This window comes from Chitinophaga sp. YR627 (genome assembly GCF_900114995.1).
GTDB lineage: Bacteria > Bacteroidota > Bacteroidia > Chitinophagales > Chitinophagaceae > Chitinophaga.
Window position 1 is genome coordinate 845,263 of record NZ_FOUX01000005.1, and the last position, 22,813, is coordinate 868,075.

General features: G+C 46.5%; 17 protein-coding genes. 7 read left to right on the plus strand and 10 right to left on the minus strand.

Features of this window, described 5'->3' with window-relative positions; genetic code table 11:
* Positions 1 to 21: 21 nt before the first annotated feature.
* Positions 22 to 699: a YggS family pyridoxal phosphate-dependent enzyme gene (locus BMZ72_RS28555; RefSeq protein WP_089813516.1), complete on the minus strand. Its 678-nt coding sequence runs from the start codon at positions 697 to 699 to the stop codon at positions 22 to 24.
* Between the two features lie 194 nt (positions 700 to 893).
* Positions 894 to 2,033, minus strand: a complete 1,140-nt coding sequence (locus BMZ72_RS28560; RefSeq protein WP_089813518.1) for an acyl-CoA dehydrogenase — start codon at positions 2,031 to 2,033, stop codon at positions 894 to 896.
* 264 nt (positions 2,034 to 2,297) lie between these two features.
* Here BMZ72_RS28560 and BMZ72_RS28565 point away from each other — a divergent pair, with 264 nt between their 5' ends.
* Entirely contained in the window at positions 2,298 to 3,245 is a 948-nt protein-coding gene (locus BMZ72_RS28565; protein WP_089813520.1) for an arginase, read from the plus strand.
* A gap of 110 nt (positions 3,246 to 3,355) precedes the next feature.
* Here the strand turns inward: BMZ72_RS28565 and BMZ72_RS28570 are convergent, their stop codons facing one another.
* Positions 3,356 to 5,965 carry an MGH1-like glycoside hydrolase domain-containing protein gene (locus BMZ72_RS28570; RefSeq protein WP_089813522.1) on the minus strand — a complete coding sequence of 870 codons (2,610 nt, stop codon included), beginning with the start codon at positions 5,963 to 5,965 and terminating at the stop codon, positions 3,356 to 3,358.
* Positions 5,966 to 5,968: 3 nt separating this feature from the next.
* Positions 5,969 to 7,054 carry a DUF3810 domain-containing protein gene (locus BMZ72_RS28575; protein WP_089813524.1) on the minus strand — a complete coding sequence of 362 codons (1,086 nt, stop codon included), beginning with the start codon at positions 7,052 to 7,054 and terminating at the stop codon, positions 5,969 to 5,971.
* A gap of 16 nt (positions 7,055 to 7,070) precedes the next feature.
* Here BMZ72_RS28575 and BMZ72_RS28580 point away from each other — a divergent pair, with 16 nt between their 5' ends.
* Positions 7,071 to 7,952, plus strand: coding sequence for a fructosamine kinase family protein (locus BMZ72_RS28580; protein ID WP_089813527.1), 882 nt, complete (start codon positions 7,071 to 7,073; stop codon positions 7,950 to 7,952).
* Between the two features lie 216 nt (positions 7,953 to 8,168).
* On the opposite strand, the gene BMZ72_RS28585 is transcribed toward BMZ72_RS28580, so the two are convergent.
* On the minus strand, positions 8,169 to 10,190 hold the full coding sequence (locus BMZ72_RS28585; protein ID WP_089813529.1) for an ATP-binding protein: 2,022 nt from the start codon (positions 10,188 to 10,190) through the stop codon (positions 8,169 to 8,171).
* Between the two features lie 167 nt (positions 10,191 to 10,357).
* On the opposite strand from BMZ72_RS28585, the gene BMZ72_RS28590 reads away from it, so the two are divergent.
* From BMZ72_RS28590 to plsX, 3 genes are all read left to right on the plus strand, one after another.
* Complete coding sequence (locus tag BMZ72_RS28590) at positions 10,358 to 10,894, plus strand: YceD family protein (RefSeq protein WP_089813531.1); 537 nt, start codon at positions 10,358 to 10,360, stop codon at positions 10,892 to 10,894.
* Between the two features lie 78 nt (positions 10,895 to 10,972).
* Entirely contained in the window at positions 10,973 to 11,167 is a 195-nt protein-coding gene (gene rpmF / locus BMZ72_RS28595) for a 50S ribosomal protein L32 (protein WP_012793868.1), read from the plus strand.
* A gap of 45 nt (positions 11,168 to 11,212) precedes the next feature.
* Positions 11,213 to 12,154: a phosphate acyltransferase PlsX gene (gene plsX, locus BMZ72_RS28600; protein WP_089813533.1), complete on the plus strand. Its 942-nt coding sequence runs from the start codon at positions 11,213 to 11,215 to the stop codon at positions 12,152 to 12,154.
* Between the two features lie 215 nt (positions 12,155 to 12,369).
* Here the strand turns inward: plsX and BMZ72_RS28605 are convergent, their stop codons facing one another.
* Together BMZ72_RS28605 and mazG are read right to left on the minus strand one after the other, a co-directional pair.
* Positions 12,370 to 16,137, minus strand: coding sequence for a sensor histidine kinase (locus tag BMZ72_RS28605; RefSeq protein WP_089813535.1), 3,768 nt, complete (start codon positions 16,135 to 16,137; stop codon positions 12,370 to 12,372).
* A gap of 5 nt (positions 16,138 to 16,142) precedes the next feature.
* Complete coding sequence (gene mazG, locus BMZ72_RS28610) at positions 16,143 to 16,910, minus strand: nucleoside triphosphate pyrophosphohydrolase (RefSeq protein ID WP_089813537.1); 768 nt, start codon at positions 16,908 to 16,910, stop codon at positions 16,143 to 16,145.
* A 137-nt stretch (positions 16,911 to 17,047) separates the two neighbouring features.
* On the opposite strand from mazG, the gene BMZ72_RS28615 reads away from it, so the two are divergent.
* Positions 17,048 to 19,333, plus strand: a complete 2,286-nt coding sequence (locus BMZ72_RS28615; RefSeq protein ID WP_089813539.1) for a Tex family protein — start codon at positions 17,048 to 17,050, stop codon at positions 19,331 to 19,333.
* An 83-nt stretch (positions 19,334 to 19,416) separates the two neighbouring features.
* Here the strand turns inward: BMZ72_RS28615 and BMZ72_RS28620 are convergent, their stop codons facing one another.
* The 3 genes from BMZ72_RS28620 to BMZ72_RS28630 are packed head-to-tail and all read right to left on the minus strand — an operon-like array spanning position 19,417 to position 21,805.
* Entirely contained in the window at positions 19,417 to 19,998 is a 582-nt protein-coding gene (locus BMZ72_RS28620) for a hypothetical protein (RefSeq protein WP_089813541.1), read from the minus strand.
* Positions 19,999 to 20,021: 23 nt separating this feature from the next.
* Complete coding sequence (locus tag BMZ72_RS28625; protein ID WP_089813542.1) at positions 20,022 to 20,801, minus strand: enoyl-CoA hydratase-related protein; 780 nt, start codon at positions 20,799 to 20,801, stop codon at positions 20,022 to 20,024.
* Positions 20,802 to 20,809: 8 nt separating this feature from the next.
* Positions 20,810 to 21,805, minus strand: coding sequence for a DUF3667 domain-containing protein (locus tag BMZ72_RS28630; RefSeq protein WP_177222959.1), 996 nt, complete (start codon positions 21,803 to 21,805; stop codon positions 20,810 to 20,812).
* Between the two features lie 165 nt (positions 21,806 to 21,970).
* On the opposite strand from BMZ72_RS28630, the gene BMZ72_RS28635 reads away from it, so the two are divergent.
* Positions 21,971 to 22,783, plus strand: a complete 813-nt coding sequence (locus BMZ72_RS28635; protein ID WP_177222960.1) for a hypothetical protein — start codon at positions 21,971 to 21,973, stop codon at positions 22,781 to 22,783.
* Positions 22,784 to 22,813 lie beyond the last annotated feature (30 nt).

A 22,813-nucleotide genomic window follows, 5' to 3' on the forward strand; every position in this document is an offset into this window, starting at 1 on the left:
GACTCCCGAAGGAAATACTGATCAATATCTTGCGCCGAAAAGCATACTCCCGATACGTACCATCGTACTGCCTTCTTCCAGGGCGATGGTGTAGTCGCCGCTCATACCGACCGATAATTCAGTCAATGCATCCGTACCAGCGAAAAAGCGTTGTTGCATGTTTTGCTGCAGTTCATGCAGATGGCGGAACTCATTCCGTACCTGCTGCATATCATCTGTATTCGTTGCCATCCCCATCAGCCCCGCGATCTGAATATTTGCGAAACGTGTTTCCTGTTGCTTATATGCTTCCAGCAGTTCCAGCAGCTCCTTCTCATCCAGACCAAATTTTGTTTCTTCTGCAGCGATATGCACCTGCAAAAGACAACGGATAATACGGTTATGTTTAGCTGCCTGTTTACTGATCTCTTCCAGTAGTTTCAGACTGTCCACCGCATGCACCATACTAACAAAAGGCGCGATGTATTTTACTTTATTGGATTGCAGATGTCCGATGAAATGCCATTCGATATCAGCAGGCAGTAAGGGTTGTTTCTCCTGCAATTCCTGTACATAGTTCTCTCCGAAGATACGCTGACCGGCATCATAAAGTGCCTGTATATCTGAGGCTGGTTTGATCTTGGAAACAGCTACCAGCTTTGCATTGTAAGGCTTTAGCTGTTCGTTTATTTTCTGAAAAGCGGGTAAATTAACTGACATAGTTGCAAAAGTATCGCAATCAGGAGCGAATTGCAAATAAGTTGGCGAGGATGTAACCGGTGAAAAGATGGAGTGCCGGACGGTATCGCGAGACAGACGCTATAGCCGGAAAGGAGACTGAGTGGCTCATGTATACAAAAAAACATCCCGGGAAGCGATGCCCCGGGACGTTAAGATTGTTCTGGTGTAAGTAATTAACCTAAAATCGCTCTGCCGATCACGATACGCTGTACTTCGCTGGTGCCTTCATAGATCTGTGTGATCTTAGCGTCACGCATGAGGCGTTCCACATGATACTCTTTCACATAACCGTAACCACCGTGTACCTGTACCGCTTCTGTGGTTACCCACATGGCAGTTTCCGATGAAAATACTTTTGCCATAGAACCGCTGAGTGTATAGTCCAGATGCAGATCTTTCTCTCTGGCTGCTTTCAGGCATAACAGTCTGGAAGCTTCTATACGGGTGGCCATATCAGCCAGTTTGAACTGAATGGCCTGGTGCTGACTGATCTCTTTACCAAAGGCTTTTCTTTCCTTCGCGTATTTAACGGCCAGTTCATAAGCGCCGCTGGCGATGCCCAGTGCCTGGGAAGCGATACCGATACGGCCGCCTGCCAGTGTTTTCATGGCGAATTTGAAACCAAAACCGTCCTCTCCTATCCTGTTCTCTTTTGGCACTTTCACATCCTGGAACATGACACTGTGTGTATCACTACCGCGGATACCCATTTTATTCTCTTTAGCGCCTACTACCACACCCGGAGAATTCTTTTCGATGATCAGGGCATTGATACCTTTGCTGCCTTTCTCAACGTGGGTCTGTGCGATGACCAGGTATACGCTGGCGCTGCTACCGTTGGTGATCCAGTTTTTGGTACCATTCACCAGGTAATGATCTCCTTTGTCTTCTGCTTTGGTGCGTTGAGAAGTCGCATCAGAACCTGCTTCCGGTTCACTCAGCAGAAATGCACCGGTGATTTCACCTTTGGCCAGGGGAACGAGATATTTCTGCTTTTGTTCTTCTGTACCGTAGGTTTCCAGTCCCCAGCATACCAGGGAGTTGTTCACACTCATACATACGGAGGTAGAGGCATCTATTTTGGAGATCTCTTCCATGGCCAGTACATAGGAGACGGTATCCAGTCCGGCGCCACCATATTTGGGGTCTACCATCATGCCAAGAAACCCTAATTCGCCTAGTTTTTTGATCTGTTCTGCGGGGTAGATCTGCTTTTCGTCACGCTCTATTACGCCGGGGAGCAATTCATTCACGGCGAAATCACGGGCCGCCTTTTGTATCATGAGGTGTTCTTCAGTAAGTTGAAAATCCATGGAATCGTGTTTTTTACGTGTTTTACGGGTTTTATGACTTATCAGTCTTTCAAAGCTATTTTTTAATAATCATGTAAAAAAATGGGTGCTTTAAAATTCATTGTTATCCATCATTCTATGCAAAACATTAAAGATTATTTGAAGATACAGCGTCCTTATTGCAATTGTTTTAGGTTTTACCGCAAGTGGATATACGCCTCGACAATAAGGTGCGGTATCCGTTCTGTTAAAATCGTGTAGCTTGTAGCAGGATAACTTTCTTTTATGAAAAATATCAAGATCATTGAGGTGAAATCGGAGATTGGGGCTGGTACCCGCGGGGCCAGTCTGGGAGTAGAAGCCATCAAAATAGCTGCCCTGGACTTTATGAGCAACTTCTTTGTACACTTCCCTACCGAGGCCATAGAGACAGAAAATAAGCTGCTGTTTGAACCGATTGAATCTCCCTATGCCAAACGTATTAAAGGTACCCTGACCTTATATGAAAGGATCAGCAAGAGCATTTGCGAGACGGTAAAAACGAACTGGTTCCCGGTGGTATTGTCGGGCGACCACAGTACAGCCGGCGCTACTATCGCGGGACTGAAAATGGCCCGTCCGAAAGCTAAACTGGGCGCTATCTGGATCGATGCCCACGCCGATCTGCACACCCCTTTTACAACGCCTTCCGGTAATATGCATGGTATGCCTGTCGCCATCTCCATCGCGGAGGACAACCTGGAATGCAAGGTGCATGATGTAGATGCCAATACCATCAAAACCTGGGATGCCTTGAAGAATCTTGGCGGTATTGCCCCTAAGATCTTACCTGAAGATATTGTCTTCATCTCCTTAAGGGATTACGAGAAAGAAGAAGAGCACCTGATCAAATCATACGGTATGAAAGTGATCTCCACCAATGAGGTACGCCGTAAAGGTCCTGAACAGATTGCCCGTTCTGTATTCCGTTATCTCAGCGACTGTGAATACATCTATGTTTCTTTTGATGTGGACAGCCTGGATGCCTCTATATCCAAAGGAACCGGTACTCCGGTGACCAACGGCCTGCGGGAACGTGAGGTGGAAGACCTGATCTCTAAATTCATGCAGCACCGGAAAGTCTGCTGTTTTGAGATTACAGAGGTAAATCCTACGCTTGATAAAGAGAATTTAATGGCGGAAATCGCCTTTAACATATTACAGCGCAGCGTCAATGTATTATTGCTGAACTAAGACCTTCTTACATAAAAAAAACCTGTTTCAGGAGAACAGTAAGTTCTTGCCGAAACAGGTCTTTTTTATTCATTTATCCCGGGGAAAAGGTGGACTTGATCCCCTTTTGATCATGGATTATTCTTCATCTTGATCAGGTTTGCTACCAGCCCTGTCCATCCTGTCTGATGGGCAGCCCCCAGTCCTTTCCCGTTATCGCCATGGAAATATTCATGAAATTGTATCAGATCATTGAAATAAGGGTCTGTCTGCAGCTTTTCATTCGCCCCAAATACGGCCCTTCTGCCATTTTCATCTTTCAGGAATATTTTCAGTAACCTTTCCGCCAGTTTGGTTCCTACTTCTTTCAGAGAATAGTATTCACCACTGCGGGTAGGATATTCTATCCGGAAATCATCTGAATAGAAATAATGGAATTTGCGCAGACTCTCGATCATCAGGAAGTTCATCTGCATCCATACCGGCCCTCTCCAGTTAGAGTTACCGCCGTAGGTATAGCTGTCGCTTTCACCAGGCAGATAATTCACACGCAGTTCCACCCCATCCTTACAGAACACAAAAGGATCATGTTCGTATTGTTTGGAGAGGGAGCGTACCCCGTATTCACTGAGAAACTCCGTTTCATCCAGCATTCTGCTGAGCAGTCTTTTCATACGATGACCACGGAGAAGACTGAGCAGGTGTTTATTGCCCTGACCTTCTTCATTCCAGCGGGACACCAGTTGTGCGAGATCAGGTCTGTGGCGCAGGAACCAGGACATCCGTTTTTCGAATGCCGGGTTGTTTTTGAGGGTCTCCGTGGAGATCACCTCTACGGCGAACAGTGGTATCAGACCGACCATACTTCTGAGCCGGAGGCGCTCCACCTTGTTATCGGCGGTACGGATCTGGTCATAATAGAATTCGTCCTTGTCGTCCCACAGGCCGTTTTCCACATCCCCCATGCTGGCCATTGCACCGGCGATGTAAAGGAAATGTTCAAAGAACTTGGTGGCCATCCCGGTATAGACCTTGTTATAGCTGGCCAGTTCCAGGGCGATATGCAGCATATTGAGGGCATAGATGGCCATCCAGCTGGTTGCATCGGCCTGTTCCTGCCGGATACCACTGGGGAGCGGCATACTACGGTCAAAGGCGCCGACATTATCCAGTCCGAGGAAACCTCCCTCAAATATATTACTGCCACTGCTGTCCTTCCTGTTGACCCACCATGTAAAGTTGATCATCAGTTTATGAAAGACCGTTTCCAGGAACTCATAGTCCTTTCGTCCGGTGATAGCGGCGTCCTGTTTGAACACCCTGTAGGTAGCTCCCGCATGTACGGGCGGGTTGACATCCCCGAAAGCCCATTCATAGGCCGGAAACTCCCCGGAGGGGTTCATATACCATTCCTCTGTCAGGAGGCGTAATTGTTGCTTGGCGAAATCCGGATCGACCATCGCCAGGGTCACGCAATGGAATGCGAGGTCCCAGGCAGCGTACCAGGGGAATTCCCATTTATCGGGCACGGAGATGATGTCTTCGTTGTTGAGCTGCTTCCAGTTCTTATTACGCCCGTTGAGTCTTTCCGGCGGTGGCGGCGGACCGGCAGGGTCGCCATCCATCCATTGCTGCACTTTATAGGAGTAAAACTGTTTATTCCACAACATACCGGCCAGCGCCTGGCGCTGTACCATTTTTTCGTCCGTACTTGTGATAGTTGTCTGCAGATCGTTATAGAACTCGTCTGCTTCGGCCAGGCGGGTCTGGAAAATGCTGTCAAAGTCGGCAAAAGGGGCGTCTGATTTTTTGTTGGTCAGCCGCAGACGTACGGTAGCCAGACTTTTAGCCGGTACAAAGAAGTTATAGTGTACAGCGGCTTTGGTGCCTTTCTTTTCCGGGTTGATGGTATTGGCATCATGCAACAGATAGTCGTTGATCCCATCTTTCGGGTAGAGCGTATTGCTGTCTACATTATACAGGCGGCGGTTGTTGGTTTCATTTTCACAGTAGAAGATATCACCTTCCCCTTCCTGGTAGAGGTATTGAATGTCTATTTTTTCGTGCGAGATGCGCACTGCCTTATCCCCTTCTGCCCAGAGCGCCGGTTTATAGGGATGTCTGCCCCATACCCAGGTATTTCTGAACCATATGGTAGGGAGCAGGTGGAGGTCGGCCGCTTCGTGGCCCCGGTTATGGGCAGTAATGCTGATCAGGATATCATCCGGACCCGCTTTGGCGTACTCAACAACGACGTCAAAGTATTTGTCGTCATTGAAGATGCCGGTATCGAGCAGTTCAAATTCTTCTTCCTGTTTGCTTCTGCGGGCATTTTCATCGATTAGGCGCTGATAAGGATATTCCCGCTGGGGGTACTTATACAGCATTTTCATATAGGAGTGTGTGGGCGTGGCGTCGAGGTAATAGTACAGTTCTTTTACGTCTTCTCCATGATTGCCCTGGGCGTTGGTGAGGCCAAAGAAACGCTCTTTCAGAATGGGGTCTTTCCCGTTCCAGAGTCCGAGCGAGAAACACAACAACTGCTTTTCATCAGATATACCGGCGATACCATCTTCACCCCATCTCCAGGCTTTACTACGGGCCATATCGTGCGTAGTATAGTCCCAGGAATTACCGTCAGCGCTATAATCTTCCCTGACGGTCCCCCATTGACGATCACTCACATAAGATCCCCATTTCTTCCATCCATTCTGCTGTAATCTCTGTTGTTCCTTGTTCATAATTTATCTGATCTTGAAATAAGCAATTAGCCAGCCGACTACTTCACTGTAGCTGCGGATGCCTTTTTCCTGATTGTTCGCCTTAAGATACTGATCATAGATCATGGCAGTATAATCATCCACAGGACTGCGGTATTGGTCATAGAAGTCCCTGATCTGCCGCATATCGGCCTTTATGCCTGGCACAGCCTTCCGCCAGAGTTCCCCGGCACGGGTAGTATCCTGCCGGCGCAATTGTCTGACGCTATACATAAACATCTCAAAGTTAGCGGCATATCTGAAACGAATATCGGGAGAATTCCCGGCCACAAGATAGCCAACAAAGTTTGCTTCTTCCTCCGGGGCATATCCCAGCTGGTGTGCCACTTCATGACAAATGGTGAAGGGCTGGAGGAATCCGGGCGTGGTGACATTGACATGGGCTTCCCCGGTAAAGGGGTTCAGATAGCCGCCGACACCCATATAATTGATCCAGTGACCATATAAAGAAGGTTTGATACAGGGGCTGTTATAGCGGAGCCCCGGCCATTTTTCCACAGCGGCATCATAGGCTTTTACTGCCTGACTGAACATAGCAGCACTGTCTGTACCGGGGTGAGTAGCGTGGATAGTATCGCCCAGGGCGATCTTATACTGATTTACCTGTTGCAACAAAGTATCGGTCAGCCGGTAGAGCTGGTCGGTATTATAGTCATTGACTTCCAGGGAGAGGTCGCTTTCGAGGGAGTTCCGGTCGTAGTTGTATCCCCAGAACAACATAAATATCAGATAGACAGATAATAATGCCTGAATTCCCTGTAGGAACTGGATTCCTAAAAGCTTCCATTGCTTTTTTAAAATTTTATAACATATCTTTAACAGATAAATGAAAGAAGTAATAATCCAGGCGGCATAAATTACGTCGCCGATACTGAAAGGAACTTTCCCCAGTACCTTTCGGAGTAGTAAACTGATCCAAACGTATAACCTATGAAAGTAAAACTCAGCAAACCTATGGCTGAATGCGAAAAGAGTGTGCAGCAACAAGATGCAAACCACGGTGATCAGTATACGTATACCAATGCCCTTTACCTTTATTTTAAAATCCATATCAACCTGCTAAAGAATGACCGATGAAATATTAATGGGTGAGCTGACATCTGCACTTTCCTGTCAGTCGGGAATGAAAATACACATTAATTACGCAGAAAAAATACCCGGAGGAGATATAAATGAAGTTTTTAAGCTGAATACGGACAACGGTCTGCTATTCCTTAAAATGAATGACGCGCATAACTATCCAGATATGTTTGAACGTGAGTTCATGGGCCTGGAGACCTTATCCGCGACCAATACCCTGTCTGTACCGCGCCCGCTGGCTACCGGCCGTTCGGGAGGTAAAGTATTCCTGGTAACGGAATTTATGGAGAAAGGCCGTATCAATCCGGATTTCTGGGAGAACTTTGGTGCGAATCTGTCACGTATGCATCGTCATACGCAGCAGCATTTCGGTTTACCGCAGGCAAACTATATAGGCAATATCAAACAATATAATACACCTTACAGCAGCTGGTCTGTTTTCTATGCATTCAACCGTCTGCAACCGGTGACAAAAGAAGCATATGATCGTCAGGTGATCGATAAACAAATGGTGATGCAGATGGAGAATTTGTGGAAACATCTGCCACAGATCTTCCCGGATGAACAGCCGTCCCTGTTACACGGAGATTTCTGGTCGGGTAACTATATGGTAGGTAGTGATGGCAGGGCCTGTGTGTATGATCCGGCGGTGTATTACGGCAACCGGGAGATGGATCTGGCTACGGCGAGACTGTTTGGCGGATTTGATACCCGTTTCTTCTTCAGTTATCAGACGATGTATCCGCTGGCAGAAGGCTGGCAGCAACGTATAGGGATCTGTCAGCTGTACCCGTTACTGGTGCATTTGCTGTTATTTGGCGGAAGCTATTATAATAGTGTGAAGGACATACTGGACAATTTCAATTAAGAATTAAAAATTAAGAAGTAAGAATTGGAAGGAATGTTGTTTCGGTGAAGCATATTCCGGATTAAATGATAGTAAAAGGGCGTCCACCATTAGGTAGACGCCCTTTTTATCAGGAGAAAGAATTAATCAGTCAATATGAAATGACCATTTATTAAGCCATTGTACGGCACTATGCACTCAATTCTTAACTTTTAATTCTTAATTCTTAATTTCTTTCTACTGCATGTGCTTCATCCTTTCGTATTCCTGTTCTATAATCGGATAGAACTTGTCCAGGTCACGCGAGATGCCTGCAAATACAGCTTCTACTTCTTCCGGCGGCGTAGTTGTATTACTGTTCAGGGTATTCTCCAGCTGCTGCATTTTGCTGGTGATCCAGGTAAGACCCACCATAGCGAAGTTAGGCTTCAGCTTATGTACCTGGAATTTGAGCTGTTCCCAGTCACGGTCTTCGACCAGTTTTTTGATCTTCACGACTTCGTCCAGGATCGTTTTGAGAAAGATCTCAAAGAGGTCGGCCGCGTAAGAAATATTGTTTTCGTATAAAGTATTCAGGTACTTTACATCCAGCTCGTTATGGAACTCAAATCCGGAAATGTTTGTAGGCTCTTCCATTATTAATTCTGTTTCGTCATCATTCAGGTATTTATTCAACACCTGCAATAATTGGTCTGGTGTATAAGGTTTCGTTAATATATCCGTGATCCCTGCCTGCCTGGCCTGTGTAAAAGTGCTCTCCATAGCCAGGGCGGTGGTCGCAACGAGCGGCGTGGCTACGTTGGGTTTAGATTCGTCCTGTCTGATCTTTACAGCCAGTTCGAGTCCATTGAGACCCGGAATACGAATATCGAGTAAAATCAGGTCATATAAACGGGAATCCAGAAAATAGCATGCATCCGGCCCGTTGGTCGCGAGCTGGTGCTGGATATTATATTTTTCCAGCAGACTGATAATATACCGGAGATTCATGGGATTATCCTCAATCACCAGTACTTTGGCTGCTGAAAAGTTGGGTTGCCTTTTCATATGTCCTGACCTTGCATTAGAAACAAAGGGTTTGCGGGTATCAATAAAGGGCAGTGTAAAAGAAAAACAGGTGCTGAAGCCGTCGGCTTCTTCGACAACGATGCTGCCGCCCTGTAGTTCGACCAACTGTTTGGATATGGCTAATCCTAATCCTGTGCCACCATAATTTTCCCGGATCTCCTGTTCTGCCTGTTTATAGTTCTGGAAGATCAGTTCCAGTTTATCTTTCTGAATGCCAATACCGGTATCGCATACCTGAAAAGTAACCCAGCATTTATCTTCCTGCCAGGAATCCAGTTTCACGTTGATGGCTATTTCACCTTCGCGTGTGAATTTCTCTGCATTACCTAACAAGTTCATAAGTATTTGGTTCAGCAGCATATCATCTCCTACCAGCCAGGTCTTTATCTGGGGATCGATCACCGCTGTAATGCTGACCGGCCGCTGGCCTATTTTCAGTTCGAAGGTATGGCGGAGCGACTGGACCAGTTCGGTGAGATTGAACTCCCGCTGGTTGACCTGCAATTCGCCGGCTTCGATCTTTGAAAGGTCCAGAATATCGGAAATCAGGCCCATAAGGATGCCCGAAGAGTGTTTCAGTATATTAATATAGTCCCGTTGCTTGGTATCGAGGTTCGTTTCTTCCAGCAGGTGGGTCATCCCGACGATGACGTTCAGGGGTGTCCGGATCTCATGGCTCATACTGGCCAGGAATTCCTTCTGGGCGCCCCTGGCTTCTTCTGCCTGCCGGCGGGCCAGGTCCAGCTGTGAACGTGGCATTTTATGGCGGGAAACGTCGACGATCTGCCAGACGCTGCCCATAAAACGACGTTTTTCTATTAAAGGATTGTAGCTGACTTCATATATGCGTCCATCCCGGAGAATGATCTCCCAGCCGAAATAAGGTTTCTTTTTCAGGCGGAGGTCCCTCATTTTCAGCTCAAAGTCTTCCACATGCTCGACCATCCGGCTGAAATAGCGGATGATAGCAGTGTAGGACATGCCGAAAATGTGCATGGCCTCCGGACCGGCATTCTGTTCGAAGACAGTATTGACCCAGATAACCCGGTGATTTCCATCGGTTACGAGTACACCAGCATTACTATTTTGCAGTAATACGCTGATGGGAAGTGAAAATATAGCGAGATTGTCCGCAGATAAACTACGGGCTGTGGGATGTTTTCTCGTACCTTTGATCCGGGCTTTGGCCATTCTTTATAGGACTGGTTGGAAGTTGGCGCGTAAGTTGGCGCTCCTGTACATAATTTTATACAGTATACAATATATAAATATTATGTTGGGAATCACAAAATTAGGAAATTTTTGCAATTGCAAATATTTGGTTACCTTTGCATCCCTCTAAAAGTGAGGATTTTATTATGAAAGCACTCCGTCAATTTGATATTGCCTTTGTGGGACTGAAGCCCGGAGAGCATACATTTGAGTACCAAATTACGGATAGTTTCTTTGAAAACTACGGCCCGCAGGATTTCAGCAACTGCAACGCAACTGTCAGGTTGCTGTTAAACAAGAAAAATAATTTTTTCCTGTTGAAGTTTGAGATCGGCGGAACTGTTACTGTGAATTGCGATCGTTGCGGACAGCCATACGAATTACAACTATGGGATGATTTTGAACATGTTGTAAAACTGGTGAACAATCCGGACGAGCTAAATGAGGAGGATGATACAGATGTTTCCTTTATATCTTTAACGGAATCACATCTGAATGTGGCTGACTGGATCTATGAGTTTATAAATCTCAGCATCCCTATGCAGCGTATTCACCCGGCAGACAGTACAGGAAAAAGCGGCTGTGATCCAAAGATCCTTGAGATGCTGGACCAAATGAACCGGCAGGCTAACGAAAAAGAGAATCCGATCTGGAAAGGTCTGGATAAATTTCGTGAGAACTAAACATTCAGTGTACGTCGAAGGCGGAGATTGATACTAACTTTATTAAACTTAAACACGGACAATTAAAACTTAAATAAAATGCCAAATCCGAAACGCAGACATTCTCAGCAAAGATCAGCTAAGAGAAGGACGCATTACAAGGCCTTTGCGGATACTTTAAGCACTGATAGCGCAACTGGTGAAGTGCACCTGAGACATCGTGCTCACTGGGTAGAGAACAAACTGTACTACAGAGGAAAAGTAGTATTGGAAAAACAAAGCAGCACTAAATAATTTTACTATTTTTACCCCCGACCAAACAGACAAACCTAAACGTTCATGAGAATCGGGCTTGATATGATGGGTGGCGACTTCGCCCCTCTCGAAGCAGTAAAAGGAGTAAAATTATTTTTCGACACTGTTGCTACTGATGCACACCTGGTGATGATCGGTGACGAGGCAGCTCTGGCGCCCTTGTTAGCAGACGCACAGTTAGACCAATCAAAATATTCAGTTGTTCATTCATCTCAGGTAATTGGGATGAATGAACATCCTACCAGGGCACTGAAGGAAAAACCGCAGTCCTCTATTGGCATTGGCTTCCATCTGTTACAGAGTGGCAAAATCGATGCATTTATCAGTGCCGGTAACACCGGCGCTATGATGGTTGGTACTTTCTACTCCATCAAAGCAATAGAAGGTGTACAACGGCCAACTATATCCACTCCCGTTCCAAGGGAAGATGGATCTTACGGGCTCCTGCTGGATGTTGGTATCAACGCTGATTGTAAACCAGAGAATCTGGTACAGTTTGCTGTCCTTGGCTCCCTTTATTCCAAACACATCCTGGGAATCAACGATCCAACCGTGGGTCTGTTGAATATCGGTGAAGAAGAAGGAAAAGGAAATCTCCTGGCGCAGGCAACTTACCCCTTACTCAAGGAACATCAGCAACTGAACTTCGTCGGCAATGTGGAAGGACGTGATGTCCTCACCAACAAAGCAGATGTGATTGTGTGTGAAGGTTTTACCGGAAACGTAGTTTTGAAAATGGCTGAATCATTCCACGATATTGCGTTAAGACGCAACATCAACGATGATTACATGAAAAAGTTCGATTTCGAAAGCTATGGTGGTACCCCTGTATTGGGCGTGTCAAGACCGGTAATCATTGGTCATGGTATCTCTAAAGGCGTTGCCTTTAAGAACATGATCTCACTGGCTCAACAGATGATTCAAACGAAGCTGCTGGATAAGATCCGCGAAAGCTTTGTAAAATAATTTACATCCTATCGAAAATGAAAGGTATTGATACCGTCTCTTCTTTGAGACGGTATTTTTTTATTTAAGAAGGACGAACTGAAATATTACAGAAACGATCATAAAGTAAAAGGGCTCTTCCGCTAACCGGAAGAGCCCTTTTACTTTATGATGTAAATATTAGTTAGTCAATATGTTAGTCTGAAGCATATCAATCGACAGTGTTCTTAACTGACTTATACCTTTTCCAATGGCAGCCGTACATAGAAAGTCGTTCCCACTGTCAGCTGTGTCTCAAACCAGATCTCTCCCCTCGCCTGCTCTACAATGTTTTTACACATTGCCAGTCCCAGGCCCGTACCAGAGTTTTTAGTGGTAAAATTCGGTACAAAGATCTTTGGCTGTATTTCCGGCGGAATACCTTCTCCATTGTCTTCCACACTCACCACAACCCAGCCTTCCTCCTGCTCTGTCATCGCGATCGTCACATTCCCCTCCCGTCCTTCCGGCAATGCCTGTACTGCGTTTTGCAAAAGATTGGTAAACAGGCGGTTCATCTGCGTTTTATCTGCAAAGACATAAAAGGCCTTTCCCGGTGGCGGGAAATGCATGCTGAAATTGTCGTGCATCTGGTAAAGGTCCTTCAGGGAATGCAACACCTCATTCAGTAACAATACCTCACTGTTAGCCTCGTCAATACGCGAGAACGCCGAGAAATCAGAAGCGATATTCGCCAGGTGTTCTATCTGCTCTACCAGTGTATGCGCCACGTTTTTAGACAGCTGTTTTACGTTTGGCGCATCATTGTCGATCGCCCGTTGCAGGTATTGTATACTAAGCTTCATGGGCGTCAGCGGGTTCTTGATCTCATGGGCCACCTGTCTGGCCATTTCTCTCCAGGCCCCTTCCCTTTCACTCTTTGCCAGCCTGGCGGCACTGACTTCCAGTTTACGTACCATTTTATTGTACTCCCTTACCAGTGCGCCAATTTCGTCATCCTTTTCCCATTCAATCTCATCATTCTGCTGACCGAGGTTCACGTGCCGTAGCTTTTCTGTTACCAGCGAGAAGGATTTGGTGATAGAATTCGTAATCAGCAATGCCAGCAAACCTGCGATCAGGAAGATAAAGGCATTGAAGTTGATCAGGGCTACCAGGAAGTTGGAGATCTGTTGATTCAGCTCCGTCTGGGTCGCGAAATAAGGCACATTCAGATAGGCAAAGATCTCTCCGGTACTGCTCCGTAAAGGTTTATAGCCGGAAAGATATTTCATGCCGCCAATCTTCTCCTTCTGGATCCACTGGATTTTGGGTTCGCGGTAGAGTTGCAGAAAGGCATCCGGATTGATCTTCCTGGATAACAGCCCCTTCTCCGTGATCAATGGCTGTGTGGTAACCTGCAGATTGCCGTCCCGGTCATAGATATTGATATCCAGTGCCCTTTCATCTGCTATTTCCGCCATCTCGGTTGTCAGCCCCGCCTGGAATATCGGATCGTACAGGTCTTCCAGGTCATCGAACATACGCTGGTTTTCGAAGACCTTTTCCACATCTCTGGACACCTCATTGATCGTACGGCTCAGTCTTTCTTTATTTTCTCTTTCCGAACGGTCGATAAAGAAGAGGATCGTTGTCAGACCCAGGATGATAAACGCAAAGACAACGATAAAGATGATCGTACCATGCACCTTTTTACGGATGCTGATGTTGATCAGTGTTTTCAGATTACCGATACGCATCCTCGCTTTTACCATCAGATCCAGTACCCTGTAGATCGCGATGATCAGCAGGAACAGACAGAACATCCACGCAAACAGGGTGATGAATTCCACGAAACTCCTGCTCTCCTTCACCACTATTACAACCTTGTCTTTCGAAGCCTTGTAGATCAGACGGGAGAAGCCTTTATGATAGTCCAGTGTGATCTCATCTCTGGGTATATCTGACGCGTATAATTTGACCGGGAAAGCATAATCGTTGTTATTACTCACCAGTTCTCCCTGGTCATAAATCGCGTAGGAATAAGCAGTGGAAGACTCTTTCTCCGGGTCGTAGATATCCCCGTCTACCAGCAGTTCCGGGTATAAACGCTGGGTATTGACCACCGCAGGCGTAAGTTCGTAGATGAGATAGCCCGCAGGCGCATTATTCCTGTAGAAATCTTTACGTCCGATATAGCTGTAATCGTTATAACTGCGCTCATTGTAATACAGCTCATTTCCTATCAGTTCTGAGCCCATCAGCATACGCCGGCTAAGCGTCGGAAATGAGGAAGTATCACCGCCGTACAGCGGCTCGAAATACTCGTTAAAGGGATAAAAATTAACGTTAAATCTGGCAAGGTATCCTTTGAAATATTTCTGTTTCAGTTCATCCAGGATACCTCTTTGTGTCGATCTCCCGCCGCTGCTTTGCTGGAAGAAGGTTTGTAAAAGTTCGTCTTCTTCCATCTGCCGCGTCACATCGGTGAGCAGCATTTCCACGTAAGGGTCTTTTTGTTTGGACAATTCAACGGCCATACGTTCCCGCAGACTGACCTCTTTTTTGTCGTTATAATACACGAGTACAGCAGACGTGGTGATCGTCAGCAGGAAGAGCCAGAACAGGAATGGAACAGTGGCCAGACTATTCTCAAAGCGATAGGATAATGCATCCAGCAGCACCACATAAATGATCAGCCAGATGACCATGGCCACCGAGTAGTAGATATCCGGATTCTGTACGCGGAAAGCCAGCCAGATGATGCCGACAATGCCCAGGAACAGATATTTGGTACGGTGGCGGAAGTTGGTCAGTTCATTCAGCAGGTAGTTGATGATCTGTGAGAAAAACAGAAAACTGAATGAGATAAATCCGAGTATGATAAAGCCGATAATACTGTATTCATTGAGACTGAAGGGGTTCGCTACGTCAAATGAGATCCTGGAGTCAATTACCAGACTCTGAATGAGTTGGGAAAGGAACTCCCCTACAAGGTACATGATGAAGCTGGCCAGGATGATCACGACACGTTGTTGCCCGCGGTTGGTTACCCGTGGCGCTTTAATGGTCTTTACGTGTTCACGGAAGAACAGCAACAACCAGAAGCCAAGTAATACGTTGAGCAGGAGGTCACCCAATGAGCGGAACACCTCATCCTTTGCGTAGATCAGCGGTGTGAATATGTTGAGCGAACGCAGGTTGAATGGAAAAGGATAGAGATAACTCAGCGTACGACAGACGATGATGATGGTAAATAGAAAAAAGAAGCCATATAGTGGGTTCTTCTGCCTGGCCAGTGTGGTGGCAAAGAGATTGACGAATATCAGCACACAGATACAACCGAGTACACGCAGTATAACACTGAGCAGATTTGGCGGTCCGGTATCCAGCGCACGATCGTAATAGAGATAGAAAAGGATCAGATTTTGTCCATTCAATACCGGTATGCCCGGCGGTTTCAGGTGGATGGTATATTCCATCCCCAGGGCGGGTTTATCAAAGAAATGATCGACAAGATAGTTGTTACTGAGGTTGTATTCCATCATGACGGGGATGGCCGCCATCAGATAACGTTCGTGCCCGGCCTGTTGCTGCGGGACCTTTTTACAGATCACCTCATAGTATCCGTTTTTCAGTTTGAGAAAACGGATACCGGGTTGCAGGGGCGCCTGCCATTCGTCCGGCAATACGAGGTTGGTGCTCCAGTATACCAGCCAGCGGCTGGCGGTACTGCTATCGTATGCAAAGACATAGAAACCCTGTTTGGAGAGCAGTTTTTCCTCTTTCTCATCATGGTCCCGTGCGAAAATATGCTCTATCAGCGTGGTATCTGTTGACAGTTCCTGAAAGGCCAGTTCCCTTTCTTTGATACTTTTCTCCAGACTGCGTTTTACCCCCTGCGGAGAGGAATAGTAAGACCAGTAATTGCTGAAAAGGAAAGAAAAAGTGAATAACCAGGCAGCGATGATCAGGAGATAGCCGTGGCGGATGAAAAAAATCCTTATTTCTTTGATATCCAGCAAGTTCTTTATTTTTCTGATTTTTTCACTTCATTCCAGAGCGCATCCATCTCTGTGAGAGACATTTCATCGAGGGCTTTGCCCTGTGCGGTCGCCATCTGTTCCATCTGCTGAAAACGGCGGATGAATTTCTTGTTCGTGCGTTCCAGTGCGTTCTCCGCATCGACTTTCAGGAAGCGGGAATAATTGACCAGGGAGAACATCACATCCCCGAATTCGTCCTCCATTCTGTCCGGCTGCCCCAGCTGTACCACTTCATGCAGCTCATCCATCTCCTCCTTCAGCTTATCCCATACCTGTTCAGCGTCGTCCCACTCAAATCCCACCTTCCGTGCTTTGGACTGCAGGCGCATAGCTTTTACCAGGGCGGGCAGGGATACGGGTACACCGCTGAGTACTGAGGTCTTACCCTCCTTCAGTTTCAGCTTTTCCCAGTTCTGCTTTACCTCTTCTTCGGTTTCCACTTTCACATCACCGTAGATGTGCGGGTGCCGGTAAATGAGCTTTTCGCAGACGCCGTTGATGACGTCATCTATGGTAAATTGTTGTTGTTCCTTACCGATTTTGGCATAGAAAACGATATGCAGCAGCAGGTCGCCTAGTTCTTCTTTGATTGATTTCCAGTCCTGGTCAGTGATTGCGTCTGTGAGTTCGTACAATTCTTCGATAGTCTGCTGACGAAGTGTCTGAATGGTTTGCTTCCTGTCCCAGGGGCATTTTTCACGCAGATCGTCCATGATTTCCAGCAGGCGGTTAAAGGCCGAATTATTTTCCATCTGTCAAATATAAAGAATTCCCGCAGGGGGGACGTTTGTATGGGATTTATGTTAATTTCTTTTTGTTGACAGATAGGGCATTTTAGTTACATTTGCCGCCGGTTTTGGTTAACCGGAAAACGATTAATTTTTAGTTCATGAATAGCAAACACATTGCGCTAATTTCAGCGGAGCTGAACATCTCAGCGCGACAAGCGGAGAACACCATGAATTTGCTGGCGGAAGGGTCCACTGTTCCGTTCATCAGCCGCTACCGTAAAGAAGTAACCGGTAGTCTGGATGAGGTACAGATCGGAAAGATCGAGGACCTGCAAAAACGCTACAAGGAAGTGGATGAACGCCGCGCTTTCATTATCAAAACCATTACAGATCAGGAGAAAATGACACCTGAGCTGCTGGGGAAAATTGAAGGCACCTGGGCACTCACCGAACTGGAAGATATTTATCTGCCTTATAAACCGAAACGTAAGACCAGAGGTACACAGGCAATCGAAAAAGGTCTGGAACCACTGGCCAAACTGCTCTTCGAACAGCAGGAAGCTGCTCCGCTGACCGCTGCGGAAGGATTCCTGAACGAACAGGTAGCTTCTACCGACGAGGCTCTGAAAGGCGCCCGTGATATCATGGCAGAATGGATCAATGAAAATGCAGAGGTACGTGACAAACTGCGTAAGCTCTTCACCCATACTTCCGTACTGACATCCAAAGTGATAGAAGGAAAAGAAGAAGAAGGCGCCAAATACAAAGACTATTTCGATTTCAGCGAAGAAATTCACGCGATCCCTTCTCACAGAGCTTTGGCGATCCTCCGTGGAGAATCTGAAGGCTTCCTGTATGCAACGATCAATCCGGCAGAAGAAGACGCAGCTGAGATCATCAACAAACAATTCGTAACCGGTAATAACGAAAGCAGTAAACAGGTAGAAAAGGCAGCAGCTGATTCCTACAAACGCCTGCTGCGTCCATCCCTGGAAAACGAATTCCGTGCCCTGACCAAAGAAAAGTCAGATGCAGAGGCGATCGAGGTATTCGCAGAAAACCTCCGTCAGTTACTGCTGGCAGCTCCACTGGGTCCAAAAGCAGTTATTGCGATCGATCCGGGTTACAGAACAGGTTGTAAAGTGGTAGCGCTGGATAACCAGGGTAACATGCTGGACAATGACGTTATTTACCCGCTGGAAAAGAACTACAAAAGAGATGATGCTGAAGCCCTGCTGAAAAAATGGGCTGAGAAATATGACACTGCCGCTATTGCCGTGGGTAATGGTACCGCAGGTCGTGAAACCGAAGAGTTTGTAAAGAAACTGGACTTCGGTAAGAAAGTGAACGTGTTCATGGTGAACGAAAGCGGTGCTTCCGTTTACTCTGCATCCGAAGTAGCAAGAGAGGAATTCCCTGATTTCGATGTGACCGTTCGTGGCGCTGTATCCATCGGCCGCCGACTGATCGACCCACTGGCAGAGCTGGTAAAGATCGATCCTAAAGCGATCGGTGTGGGTCAATACCAGCACGATGTGAACCAATCCAGCCTGAAACAGAGCCTGGACAGGGTTGTGATCAGCTGCGTGAACAACGTGGGCGTAAACCTGAATACAGCTTCCAAACATCTGCTGGCATATGTATCCGGTCTGGGACCTTCCCTGGCGGAAAACATCGTAAAATACCGCAAGGAAAACGGCGCATTCAAAAACCGTACACAGCTGAAGAAAGTAACCCGTCTGGGTGATAAAGCATTCGAACAGTGTGCGGGCTTCTTACGTATCGAAAATGGCGATAACCCGCTGGATAACTCCGCAGTACACCCTGAGCGTTATTCCCTGATCGAAAATATGGCTGCCAAACAGTCCTGTACCGTTCAGGACCTGATGGCGAAAGAGGACCTGCGTAAGAAAATCAATGCGAAGGAATATGTAAGCGAAGAGGTTGGTCTGCTGACCCTGGAGGACATCCTGAAAGAGCTGGACAAACCAAGCCGTGACCCTCGTGACGAGATCGCTATCTTCGAATATGCGGAAGGCATTCACAAAATGGAAGACCTGAAAGTAGGGATGACACTGCCAGGCGTGGTGACCAACATTACCAACTTTGGTGCTTTTGTGGATATCGGGGTAAAACAGGATGGTCTGGTACACATTTCTCACCTGAGCAACCGTTTTATCAGCAATCCTAATGAAGCGGTAAAACTGAACCAGAAAGTGACTGTAACCGTACTCGAGGTAGATCCTTCCCGTAAGCGTATTTCCCTGTCTATGAAAGACAATGAAGCGCCACAGGCAGGCGGCGGACAGCGCAGAGAAAGAAGAGAAGGTGGTGGAAACAATAACAGCAACAACAGCGGTAACAGGAATGCAAAACAGGGTGCACCAGCGCCGCTGAATGATTTCCAGGCGAAACTGGCTGAGCTGAAGAAGAAGTTCAACTAAACGTTTGAAGCAATAATATAAAAAAGCTGTCCGCCGAAGGTGGACAGCTTTTTTTATGTGAGCAGGTCAATAACGTCTCTGTATCAGTTCATGGAAGGAAATTTCAGTTTCCAGCGTCTCAGCTTTTCCGGGAAAGTGGAATCTCCCCGTTCGCTGAACAGTTTTACGACGCCGTTTACGGCAATACCGATATAGATCACATCCCGGCGCATATCAACAGCCAGTGCTGCTTCGTCCACACCACAATAGTGGCGGCGGCAACCCTGGTTATACAGTATCTCATTTTCAAGTTCTACAGGCGGCGTCACATCAAAGCGTTCAGCAAACAGGGGGTCCTGTTTTTCGTTCTCCAACAGTGCCTTAATACGCGATCTCAGCGGCTCTTTCTGCAGCATGCCTGTCTCAGCAATATATTTCCCTTCAAACGCTTCAAATGAGTGCCATGAAGCGACCTGCGTGGGTTCAATCGTATCTGCGATGGTCATCATGGTGTCTGTGGTGGGCGGAGGGTTAGCTCCTGTTTGCTGACTGTCTTTATTAGCAGCCGGTTCTTTGCATCCTAGCATACAGGCAGCTACGACGTATACTGCTGCCAGATTTTTGTTCATGGTCATGGTCTCAATTACGAATTGCTGCTGCGCATTACGAAGAAACTTCCTGAGCATGCTTCGGCTCGTAATACGCAGCTTTATTTTCCTTTAAAAACAGGTGTTCTCTTATCAACAAAAGCCTGCATGCCTTCTTTCTGATCTTCAGAGGCAAACAGCAGATAAAAGTTTTTACGTTCAAAATGCAGCCCTTCCTCAAGGGAGCTATCAAATGCTTTCAGTACAGATTCTTTCGCCATTCTTACCGCCAGCGGGCTCAGAGCAGCTACTTCAGTCGCCAGTTTGACGGCTTCATTCAGGAAAAGTTCCACCGGTACGACCCGGTTGATAAGACCTGCACGCGCAGCTTCTTCTGCGGTGATAAAGCGACCCGTCAGTACCATTTCCATGGCCAGGGCTTTACCTACGGCGCGGGTCAGGCGTTGTGTACCACCTGCGCCGGGCATGACGCCAATTTTTATTTCCGGCTGTCCGAACCGCGCTGTTTCGCTGGCTACTATCATATCGCATAGCATCACCAGCTCACATCCCCCTCCCAGCGCGAAGCCGCTTACTGCCGCAATCAACGGCTTTTTAGTTTTTTTTATTGTGTCCCAGGTGCTGAACTGATCAATGTTATACATATCCATGGCAGTTTTCCCTGCCATCTGTTTGATATCGGCGCCTGCGGCGAATGCTTTTTCATTACCGCTGATGACGATTGCACGAACATTGTCATCCGCATCTAATAGCTTTAATGCATCTCTGAGCTCCATCATCAGTTCGAGGTTCAGTGCATTGAGTTCTTTGGGGCGGTTCAACTGTATATGAGCCACATACGGGGCTACCTGCTGGTGTATGATTATAAATTGTGGTTGCATTCCCTAATTTACGTATTTAATAGCGTCATAGTTGCCATAAATCCGATAAAAACGATCAGCAATGTCACCAGATAGGTAAGCGTCAGCAGGAAGCCTTTCAGCACCGATTTTCCCCATGACTGACCATAGGTATTTTTCAACGCAATGATCAGATATGCAAATATAACCAACAGCCCTGTACTTGTGACCGCCTCTGTATCGAACAGGCGGTCCATTGCAGCACAGAAAAGGTAAAAGATAAAGAAGAACACATGGATGTGAATGGAGAAAATGGCATGATCGGCATAGAACCATTTCTTTTTGTCGTACATCCATCGGAGATAGAGTGCAAAAAGTGGTAACAGCACAAACATCATTTTAGGATAATTGTGATGGAACACCTCCTCCTCTGCCTCCTCCGCATGTTGACTTTCTTCATCATTATCATCCACTCTATTGGCTGCACTAAAATAATATTTGGCCATTTTACGTTCTAAGAGACCGTCCCTGTACTCATCGGGTAATGTAGACTGAAAGGAGTCATATTTTTCCCTGGCCTCAAAGGTATATAACCTTCTGAACCAGTTTTCTGTAGAAAGGTCGCCGGCTTTCAAGGAATCCGGCAGACTGGCAAAAGACTCCTTTGCTTTCTCCCGGTTGGCGTCCAGTTGCACTTTTGTTTCCTGGTCAATTTTCACCTTATCTTCTTTCGGCGTCAGCGCGAAATATAACAGGAAGAACAGAAATGAGGAAAAAATATACAACTTAATGGGCTGTACAAATTTGACGCGCTTACCGGCTGTATATTCTTTGGTAATATGTCCGGGACGGGTAAATAAATACTTGAAAGTCAATGTGGTTTTAGAATCATAGTGGACGATATCGGCCGCAAATTCCTTTACCAGATGACCAAAAGTTTCATGGGGGATAATGTTTTCCTGGCCGCAGTTCGTACAATATCTGCCGGGTACATCCGTCCCGCAATTCAGACAGTTCGTTTCTATTCTGAGTGGCTGTGTTTTCAAAGCGGTTGACTGGTTGATGGGTGGTTGATAGGTTATAGAAGGTAAATATAAAAATTATCTTTACAGAAATGAACTGCTGAATGTTCCTGAATCATTATTTTTGTATCTAATATGTACACGAGAAGAACCATTTTTTTGCTTGTTATGGCATTTTTTGGGTTAAACTTGTCTGTTTCCGCCCAATTTTACTACCAGGACATTGTTAATACTGCCCGTACCGAGGCAAATATGGCCCTGCTGAAGGACAATAAGATAGTAGCCCAGGTTGTGCAAAGTTTTGATGAGGATCGCAATAGCGACAATGATTTCCGTTGTACGCGGGAGCTATCACCTAACTTTCGCCAGATCCGATCTGTAACGGTATCCCGGTCCACAGGGTATTCAGCAATGACCTCTTATTTCAACACAAAGGGAAAGCTGACCAAGACCATAGATAGCACCAGGAGTATCATTACCACCGTGATCTACATGCGTAATACCAACGATACGAGCGGTAAGATCCAGGAGGTATACCTGACTTCATACGAGCCCAAGACTAAGTATAAATTCACGGAGACCCGCCGCTATTCATACGACCAACAGGGTCGTTTATCTCAAATGATTCATTTTCATGGAGATAGAATAGAAGACTCTACAACGGTCACCTTTACGCTGGACTCTCTCGGACAGGTATCCGAAGAGATTGAAACCGGAAAAGGCTCTAAAGGCCGCCGTATTTACTACAAATACAATGACCAGGGCCTGTTGAGCGACATCGTGCGTTACTCGCCTACCCGTAAAAAGATGCTGCCTGATTATATCTTCGATTATGACGCGCAGAACCGTCTTGGGGCAATGACCACAGTAAACGGAGAAACGGCAACCTATACCATCTGGAGATATAGCTATGATGAGAAAGGTCTGCCTACACAGGAAGAATGTTACGGAAAGAAAAAAGAACTATTGGGAACAGTCCGGTATAAGTACCGTAAATACTAAATAAAACGGCCGCATCATTACAGGATGCGG